Here is an 8,005-nt window from a genome sequence, read left to right on the forward strand (position 1 = left end):
TGGGTTGCCGCCGGGGGGGGTCTTTGTTTCAGTACTCCCCCCCGTGTGGGGGGGGGGGGTGGGGGGGGGGGGGGGGGGGGGGGGGGGGCCCGGGGGGGGGGGGGGGGCCGCCGCCGACCGGCCACCACCGGACAAGGCCGCCCACATGAGCTATCAGAAACCAGACCGGCGGATGATTGACCGCCACACCCACTTACGGCCCAATTCGGGACGCCCAGAGGCCAGGACCGCTATCAAAGTGGATTGCGCAGTCGCAGACTTTCGCGCGAACGCGCATAGGGCTTCGAGTGAGCGCCGACAGCGAGGGCGGAGAATCCATGTCGTTGCAGGTGACATCGATCGAGGAGCAGGCGGCGCTGGTGCGGCGCCGCCCCGGGGCGGTGATCGTCGACTGGCTCACCACGACGGACCACAAGAAGATCGGGTCGCTCTATCTGGCCAGCGGCTTTGGGTTCTTCCTCATCGCCGGCGTGCTGGCGTTGCTGATGCGGGCGGAGCTGGCCCGACCAGGTATCCAGATCATGTCGAACGAGCAGTACAACCAGGCGTTCACCATGCACGGCACGATGATGTTGCTGATGTTCGCAACGCCGCTGTTCGCCGGGTTCGCCAACGCCATCATGCCGCTGCAGATCGGCTCCCCCGATGTGGCCTTCCCCCGACTGAACATGCTGTCGTACTGGCTGTTCCTGTTCGGGTCGTTGATCGCCGTGGCCGGCTTCTTCACCACTCAGGGTGCCGCGGACTTCGGCTGGACGGCCTACACCCCGCTGTCCGGCGGCGAACACACCCCGTATGCGGGGGGCAACATGTGGGTGCTGGGTCTGGCGATGTCCGGATTCGGCACCATCCTCGGCGCGGTCAACTTCATCACCACGATCATCTGCATGCGCTGCCCCGGCATGACGATGTTCCGGATGCCGATCTTCACCTGGAATATCCTGCTGACCTCGGTGCTGGTGCTGTTCGCGTTCCCAGTGCTGGCCGCCGCCCTGCTCGTTCTCTACGCGGACCGCAAGTTCGGCGCGCACGTCTACGACCCGGAAAACGGTGGGCCGCTGCTGTGGCAGCACCTGTTCTGGTTCTTCGGCCACCCGGAGGTGTACATCATCGCGCTGCCGTTCTTCGGCATCGTCACCGAGGTCATCCCGGTCTTCTCCCGCAAGCCCGTATTCGGTTACGTGAGCCTGATTGCGGCGACCATCTCCATCGCCGGCCTGTCGGCAACCGTCTGGGCGCACCACATGTTCGCCACCGGCGCCGTCCTGCTGCCGTTCTTCGCGTTCATGACCTACCTGATCGCCGTGCCGACCGGGGTGAAGTTCTTCAACTGGATCGGCACCATGTGGAAGGGCAGCCTCAGCTTCGAAACCCCCATGCTGTGGTCGATCGGCTTCTTGGTCACGTTCCTGTTCGGCGGCCTGACCGGCGTCATCCTCGCTTCCCCGCCGCTGGACTTCCACGTCACGGACTCCTACTTCGTGGTCGCTCACTTCCACTACGTGGTCTTCGGCACCGTGGTCTTCGCCATGTTCGCCGGCTTCCACTTCTGGTGGCCCAAGTTCACCGGGAAAATGCTCGACGAACGCCTCGGCAAGATCCACTTCTGGACACTGTTCATCGGCTTCCACGGCACCTTCCTGGTGCAGCACTGGCTCGGCGCAGAGGGCATGCCCCGCCGGTACGCCGACTACCTGGCCGCCGACGGCTTCACCACCCTGAACACCATCTCCTCCATCGCCGCCTTCTTGCTGGGCCTGTCGACCCTGCCGTTCCTGTACAACGTGTGGAAGTCCGCCCGCTACGGCCGCCCGGTCGAGGTGGACGACCCGTGGGGCTTCGGCAGGTCCCTGGAATGGGCCACCTCGTGCCCGCCACCGCGCCACAACTTCCTCACTCTGCCGAAGATCCGATCCGAATCCCCCGCCTTCGACCTGCACCACCCCGACGTGGCCGCTCTCGACCAGGAACAGAACGCCGGCCGCCGCGACGTCATCGAACCCGGCATGGGAGTGGCCAAGCCGCTCGGCGAGAGCGATCAGACATGAAGTGGCGCGGCCTCTCTAGTGCGGACGGCGGTCCGACGGTCGTTGCGGGCATCGCCCAATGTGAGAATTTTCTGTCGTGGCACGCCGCGATCAGCGACGCCACAGCCGCGGCCGAGACTTTCGCCGACCGCATGCCCTGGCTGACTACCGCGCAACGTAGAGAAGTGCTCCGGTTGTACGTCGCCGACCGCCTCGACCAGACCTGTGCGGCGGTGACACTCATCTCGGAGCGCGAGCGCGAGCTAAGCAGTGAGTACAACCGACACTACAGTGCGTTGCGGAGGCGGCTCCTGCGGCGGGTTGTGGCGGTCGCCTTGGTCGCTGCGGCAGTCTGCGTCCCGGTACCACTCCTACTGATCTTCGCCGGCCACTGACCCGCGCTCACCGAACCCCGTGGTACCGATCTCGACACCAACCCCGGGCGCCTGCGCCGCTACGCCCTCGCGCTCGCTCACGATCAACGCGTCCCGCATGCCCCCGGGGGCTTCAGCGACATCGGCGCGACGGGTGACTCCGCAGCCGGTGAGACGCGCTAGGTGCAGTGCGCAGCCCAGCCGGTGGGTTGGCAGGCCCTGTCAAAGGAGCAGGTGCTGTTCGAGGCCGATCAACCTGGCCGTGTTGACCGGCCAACGGACGCGCGCTGGCCGTTCAGTTCATCCATGCCTCATAGGTCCAGGGGCGTGTGACATGTCGCCTTGGGTGTGAGCATGCCCGGGACGCGTTGCTGCGGCAGCGAGCGCGAGCGCCAGGCCGATCACCCCGACGATCACGTTGTTTGTGATGGTGCGCCAAGTGCTGACATCTCCCGCGACGCACCAGGGCGAGGTGATCGTCCACAGGGCAATGGTTGCCGCAGCCCAGGCCTTGGCGTGAGTGCGCTCGAAACCTCGCCCCACCCCGCCCATGAGCAGGGCATACGCGATACCGGCGATGAGGTTGTTGACGGCGATCGTCGATAGCGCGTTGAAGCCCAACAGCGCGTTGAAGCCCGCGATCCACGGTGAAGCGGCCAGATAGACGCCAGTGAGCAGAGCCATGGCCTCTATGGCCTGACCGCGATGGGTCGCGGTCGCACGCTCGTAATCGGCGCGAAGTTCCAGCAGATCGGGGTGCTGCTCGATGCCGGGTTGTGTGCGCGACATACAGACCATCTTCTACAATTTCGGTCATTCCGTGTATCCGCCTACCCGGACTCAGGCCTCCGAGTCTGGTCATTTTGAGCAGACACGATGCGCGACGATCTCGCCACCGATCGCATCGCCAGTACGCACGGACGCAAGCTTCGCGCAAGGCGAAAGCGCCGCGGCTCCCGCCTCGACGATCCCCGGCGCTGTTGTTCATGGCCGGCTGATGACGGGGAGGCCGCTGAGTGCTTCGTCAACCGCATTGCCCTGGCTGACAACCGCCCAGCGCCACGAGGTGATCCGGCTGGCTGTTGCCGCAGAGTGCTGAGGCGCATCTCCGTATGCAACTCGGCGGAGAGGGGTTGCGGCCGTAGGGACGCGTGCGTCTATCCGCAGCGGTGACGGGTAGCCGCCCTGGCGTGGACAACTCCGGTAGCCGAGCGGAAGGAGCGGTCATCATGGGGGACGGAGCAGAGCGCGCCGCGCTGTTCGACATGGACGGCACTCTCGTCGACACCAACTACCTCCACGCCGTCTCGTGGTGGGAGGCGTTCCGGCAGGCCGGGCACACGGTGTCGATGGCGGACATCCACCGCTGCATCGGCATGGGGTCCGACCATCTCCTGGAGCGCCTGTTGGGCAGGGAGCGCGACCGCAGCGAGGATGCCACGATCAGCGGCGCCCACAAGGCCCTGTACGGCGCCTACGGCCCCGCGCTCGCTCCTTTGGACGGTGCCGCGGACCTGCTGCGTGCGGTGGCGGCCCGGGGTTTCCGGGTCGTCCTGGCCACGTCGGCCGACGGCAAGGAACTCGCCGTGATGCGGGCAGCCCTCGACGCCGACGACGTCATTGCGGACGCCACCAGCAAGGACGACGTCGATGCGAGCAAGCCGGCGCCCGACCTGGTCGCGCAGGCCCTGGAACGAGCGGGCGTACCCGCAAACCGAGCGGTCTTCGTGGGAGACACGGTGTGGGACATTGAGGCCGCAGGGAAGGCGGGGGTGCCCTGCGTGGCGCTCCTATCTGGCGGCATTGGCCGCGCTGAACTGGAGGAGGCAGGCGCCGCCGCAGTGCACCGTGATCCACGCGACATGCTGACCTCCCTCGACAGCAGTCCCATGTGGCAATGACCTCGCTCGTGGACCCGCCCGTTTGACCGCGGACATGCGGGTAGTCGTGTCGTATGTGGCTTTTGTGCCCACCGGGGGTGTACCGCCCCCAGGACGACACGCTCCTCCTCGAAGAGGCACTGAAGCGGGAGCCTCTCGCCGACGGCACCGAAGTCCTCGATCTGGGGACGGGCAGCGGCGCGCTGGCCCTGACCGCCGCCGAGCGCGGCGCCGCGCAGGTGACCGCCGTGGACACATCCCTGGGCGCGGTGTGCACCACCTGGTTCAACGCCCGCCTCAACGGCCTGCGCGTCAAGGTCCTGCGCGGCGACCTCACCGCACCCGTGACGGGCCACCGCTTCGACCTCATCACGGCCAATCCGCCGTACGTTCCGTCGCCGCAGGCGGACCTACCGACCCGCGGTCGCGCCCTGGCGTGGGATGCGGGGTCCGACGGCCGCGCGCTGCTGGACCGCATCTGCTCCGACGTGCCGCCGCTGCTCGCCCCGGGAGGAGTCCTGCTCCTGGTCCACTCGGCTCTCTGCTGTGTCGAGCGCACCCTGGGCCGGCTGCGTCACGCCGGACTGCGGGCCGCGGTCACCGAGCGCCGGTACATCCCCTTCGGTCCCGTGCTGCGCGACCGGTCGGCATGGCTGCAGGCCCAAGGTCTGATAGCCGCGGGGGAAGACAAGGAAGAGCTGGTGGTGATCCGTGCCGAACGTGAGCGGTGAACCGGCGCCGACGCGCGTGACGATCACCCGGGACGGCCCGATCCTGATCGAGGGCCCCGTTCGTGCGTTCCGACCGCTTCGTCGTGGCTGTCCGCGCCTGCCGTCGCAGCCGCACCTACCCGTGGTGCGACACCAGCCATCGCCGGCACACCCGGACGTCACCGGCACAGATTCCCTCCCGGTACTCGGGCTGCCCGTTCGGCGCGCCTACAGTAGCCTCTTTCGTTCATCCGCGTTGTCTAGCCGGCTACGCAGGCGAGCCAGGACCCGGGCCAGCAGGCGGGACACGTGCATCTGGCTAACCCCGAGAGTGGCGCCAATCTGGGCCTGCGTCAGCTCCTGGCCGAACCTCATCTGCAGCAGCCGCCGGTCCCGGTCGCTGAGCCTGGCGATGAGCGGCCGGAGAGCGACGAGGTTCACCACCTCGTCCAACGCGGGGTCCACGGCACCGAGACAGTCCGCGTGGCTCCCGTTCTCCTCGTCGTCGGAGTCGAGGGCGAGGTCCAGGGACCCCGCCGTGTAGCCGTTGGCTGCGATGATGCCCTGGCGTATTTCGCCCTCCCCCACCCCCATGTGCGCCGCGAGTTCGGCGGCCGTAGGGTCCCGGCCGAGAGTCTGGGTCAACGTGTCGACTGCTTTCGCCAGCTCGATCCGCAGTTCCTGCAGGCGGCGTGGCACGTGGACGGCCCAGCTGGTGTCGCGGAAGTAGCGCCTGATCTCGCCGAGGATGCAGGGTATGGCGAAGGTGGTGAACTCGACGCCGCGCGTCAGGTCGAAGCGGTCGATGGCTTTGATCAGCCCGATCGTCCCTACCTGGACGATGTCCTCCATCTCCTCCCCGCGGCTACTGAACCTCGAGGCGACGAAGCGCACCAGCGAGAGGTTGAGCTCGATGAGCGTGTTCCTCACGTACTGGTACTCGGCGGTCCCCTCCTCGAGCACGTCCATCCGGCTGAAGAACGTCTTCGATAACTGCCGGGCGTCACCCGGCGCGACTTTCGTCGCGTCTTCCAGCGCACGACTGCGTGTGCGGTCCGCCGTGCCTCGCGGAGCTGTTCGGTCCGCCCGGTCTAACGTCGTCATGTGCCCCGCCCTCCGTGGTGTCCTGCCCCGAAGACGCCATTCGGCTACCCCGGGACGGCTGCCCCAAGCCGGCACTCAGAGGCGATGTCCGCCGCGGTTCGCGGTTCGGGGACCGGTTCCATGGTCGGCCCGTCGGCCCGTTGCCGGCGCTGACCGGGAGAGTGACTCCGGCACTTTTCCGGGACGCAGCTTTTGACCGGAGGTAGGTAGAGCCGCATGAAAGCACTCGTGATCAACTGCACTCTCAAACGGTCGCCGACGCGGAGATCCGGCCGACCTGGCCATTAGGTACGGCTAAGCTGCCGGACTGCCGCGGACCGTCCACCTACTGATTCCCAATGTGGTTGTCAACGCCTGGCTCGTGACTGGTTGTAGTTCCCTCAGTCAAGGGTGGCAACGGGGAGTGGTGGGCTGCTCTCGAAGGGGCGACCGTCGCGCAGAAGTGCCCATAGGACGTTGAGACGGCGGCGGGCGAGGGCGATGACGGCCTGCTTGTGGGTCTTCTTCTCGGCTCGTTTTCGGTCGTAAAACGCCTTCGAGGTGGGGCAGCACCGGGCGGCGACCTGGGCGGACATGTAGAAGACCCGCATCAAGCGGCGGCAGTAGCGGCGGGGGCGGCGCATATTGCCGCTGATCCGTCCGGAGTCCTTGGGAACGGGCGCCAGGCCGGCGACACCGGCGAGGCGGTCGGGGCTGCCAAACACGTTCATGTCGCCGCCGGTGTGAGCGATGAACTCGGCGCCCAGGACGGGCCCGAGGCCGGGCATGCTCAGAATGATTTCGGCATAGGGGTGGTCACGAAATCGGCGCTCGATCAGGGCGTCGGTCTCGGCGATCTCCTCGTCGAGGGCCATCACCTCCCTCGCGAGCCTGGCGACCACCGCCGCCCCCAGCTTTTCCCCGGGGACGGCGGTGTGCTGGGCCTCGGCCGCTTGGACGGCGGTGGCCGCGACGAGCTGGTGGTTGCGGACCTTGCGGTTCCTCAGCCAGGTCGCGAGGCGGTTCATGCCCATGCGTTGCAGAGCGGCGGGTGTCTGGTAGCCGGTCAGCAGCACCAGGGACGCCTTGGAAGTGCTGTAGTCGAAGGCCCGTTCCAGGGCAGGGAAGTACTCCAGCAGCCGTGCTCGCATCCGGTTGATCGCCCTCGTGCGGTCCGCGGCAAGGTCGAGCCGACGCGAGGTGAGGATGCGCAGGTCGACGGCGATGTCGTCACCGCGGTGCATGGACTGCAGATCGCGGCGCATGCGGGCCTGGTCCGCGATGATGAAGGCGTCCTTCGCGTCGCTCTTCCCGTCTCCGCGGTAGGAGCCGGCGGCATGGTGGACGGTCCGGCCGGGGATGTAGAGGACCTGCTGCCCATTGTCGGTCAGCAGAGCGATCATCAACGCGGCCCCGCCGGCATTGAGATCGATCGCCCAGATCACCGGATCACCCTCACTCAGCGCAAGGACATCCGCGATCAGTTCCAGCAACACGGCCTCGTCATTTGCCACCCGCCGCGACAGCCTGCGCCTGCCCTCGGCGTCGATCACCATGCAGTGGTGCTCGGCCTTGCCCGCATCCGTACCAGCCCACAGCTCAGGCACGGCCACCTCCGAAGTCGCTCCAGATCCGGTTCCAGCAGACGACCTCGCCAGCGTGTCCTTACCAAGCGATCGTGCCGCGCGCATCCCAATCAGTGGCCGAGTCGTCGCGGGACGCCGGGCGGCCAATCAGTAGAAGCCACTCGTGCGGCATGAGATTGACAGCCACACCCAGCATCCCTGGGTCTCCCGATCCTACGAGTGACCGGAATCAACCCACCAACAACGTAAGGAGGTTTTCGTGTGGGCGTCGGGTGGTGACGGGTGGTGATCCCTGCGGTATGCCGTTGCTATGCGGTATGCGCAGGGTGGGGGCCTGACCGCTGA

The 8,005-nt window shown here is 67.1% G+C and carries 7 protein-coding genes; 4 read left to right on the forward strand and 3 right to left on the reverse strand.

The features are described from left to right. Nucleotides 1–317 precede the first annotated feature (317 nt). The gene (gene ctaD / locus ACFYYN_RS42435) at nucleotides 318–2,048 is read left to right on the forward strand and encodes an aa3-type cytochrome oxidase subunit I (RefSeq protein WP_500550061.1); all 1,731 of its coding nucleotides are present in this window, start codon (nucleotides 318–320) and stop codon (nucleotides 2,046–2,048) included. Then, entirely contained in the window at nucleotides 2,045–2,422 is a 378-nt protein-coding gene (locus tag ACFYYN_RS42440; protein WP_500550053.1) for a hypothetical protein, read from the forward strand. The genes ctaD and ACFYYN_RS42440 overlap by 4 nt, the downstream gene beginning before the upstream one ends. A gap of 279 nt (nucleotides 2,423–2,701) precedes the next feature. Here the strand turns inward: ACFYYN_RS42440 and ACFYYN_RS42445 are convergent, their stop codons facing one another. Further along, complete coding sequence (locus tag ACFYYN_RS42445; protein ID WP_500550054.1) at nucleotides 2,702–3,190, reverse strand: SPW repeat protein; 489 nt, start codon at nucleotides 3,188–3,190, stop codon at nucleotides 2,702–2,704. A 440-nt stretch (nucleotides 3,191–3,630) separates the two neighbouring features. On the opposite strand from ACFYYN_RS42445, the gene ACFYYN_RS42450 reads away from it, so the two are divergent. Next, entirely contained in the window at nucleotides 3,631–4,302 is a 672-nt protein-coding gene (locus ACFYYN_RS42450) for an HAD family hydrolase (protein WP_500550055.1), read from the forward strand. A gap of 53 nt (nucleotides 4,303–4,355) precedes the next feature. After that, nucleotides 4,356–5,012 (forward strand): HemK2/MTQ2 family protein methyltransferase, encoded by a 657-nt coding sequence (locus ACFYYN_RS42455; RefSeq protein ID WP_500550056.1) that lies wholly within the window; start codon nucleotides 4,356–4,358, stop codon nucleotides 5,010–5,012. Between the two features lie 207 nt (nucleotides 5,013–5,219). Here the strand turns inward: ACFYYN_RS42455 and ACFYYN_RS42460 are convergent, their stop codons facing one another. Next, nucleotides 5,220–6,095, reverse strand: a complete 876-nt coding sequence (locus ACFYYN_RS42460; RefSeq protein ID WP_500550057.1) for an RNA polymerase sigma factor SigF — start codon at nucleotides 6,093–6,095, stop codon at nucleotides 5,220–5,222. Nucleotides 6,096–6,475: 380 nt separating this feature from the next. Beyond that, nucleotides 6,476–7,681 carry an IS110 family RNA-guided transposase gene (locus ACFYYN_RS42465; protein ID WP_500550058.1) on the reverse strand — a complete coding sequence of 402 codons (1,206 nt, stop codon included), beginning with the start codon at nucleotides 7,679–7,681 and terminating at the stop codon, nucleotides 6,476–6,478. Nucleotides 7,682–8,005: the final 324 nt, after the last annotated feature.

Source organism: Streptomyces sp. NPDC001902, assembly GCF_042891295.1.
Lineage (GTDB): Bacteria > Actinomycetota > Actinomycetes > Streptomycetales > Streptomycetaceae > Actinacidiphila.